We start from the raw sequence: 1007 nt of genomic DNA, 5'->3' as shown, positions 1-1007 counted from the left end.
TCGTGGCGGCAGAAGTGTCGAGGACCGGTTGCGGGTACACGCCGAGGTAAATCAGCAGCACCGCAAGGCCCAGCACCATGATCAGTTCGCGAGCGTCCATGCCGTGCAGGATCGAATCCGATTTCGACGGACCGAAGTAGGCACGGTGGATCATGATCAGCGAGTAGACCGAACCGAACACCAGACCGGAGGTAGCAATCGCGGTGATCCATGGCGCGCTGGCGAAAGTACCGATCAGGATCAGGAACTCACCGACAAAGTTACCGGTGCCCGGCAGACCCAAGGACGCGGCCGCAAAGAACAGGCTGATCGCCGGCAGGTAAGCGATACGCGACCACAGACCGCCCATCTCACGCATGTCACGAGTGTGCAGACGCTCGTACAACTGACCGCTGAGGATAAACAGTGCCGCCGCCGACACACCGTGCGCCAACATCTGGATCACTGCACCTTGCAGGGCCAATTGGCTGCCGGAGTAGATGCCGATCAACACGAAGCCCATGTGGGAAACGGAGGAGAAGGCGATCAGGCGCTTGATGTCGGTTTGCGCGAACGCGAGGAACGCACCGTAGAAGATCCCGATCAGACCGAGGGTCATGGCGATCGGCGCAAACTCCGCCGAAGCATTCGGGAACAGCGGCAGGGCGAAACGCAGCAGACCGTAGGCAGCGGTTTTCAGCAGGATACCGGCGAGGTCGACGGAACCTGCAGTCGGCGCTTGGGCGTGGGCATCAGGCAACCACGAGTGGAACGGTACGACCGGCAGCTTGACCGCGAAGGCGATGAAGAAACCGAGCATCAGGATGTACTCGGTGGTCATCGACATCTTGGTTTTCAACAGGTCGGCGTAGTTGAAAGTAATCACGCCAGTGTTGTTGAAGTTGACCAGCACCAGACCGAGGATCGCCACCAGCATGATCAGGCCGGACGCCTGAGTGAAGATGAAGAACTTGGTCGCCGCGTAGATCCGGGTTTTCTTGCCGTCCGAAGAACTGTGACCCCAGAGC

General features: G+C 59.6%; 1 protein-coding gene. It reads right to left on the bottom strand.

Going from position 1 to position 1007, the window contains the following annotated elements; translation table 11 throughout:
* The coding region (nuoM, locus tag ACIPZE_RS29015) for an NADH-quinone oxidoreductase subunit M (RefSeq protein WP_400776876.1) at positions 1-1007 on the bottom strand (1007 nt) is incomplete at both ends.

The organism is Pseudomonas sp. NPDC089741 (genome assembly GCF_044748825.1).
Taxonomy (GTDB): Bacteria; Pseudomonadota; Gammaproteobacteria; order Pseudomonadales; family Pseudomonadaceae; genus Aquipseudomonas; species Aquipseudomonas helmanticensis.
Note: the sequence above shows the minus strand (reverse complement) of the source record. Positions and strands in the feature narration are given on the sequence as shown.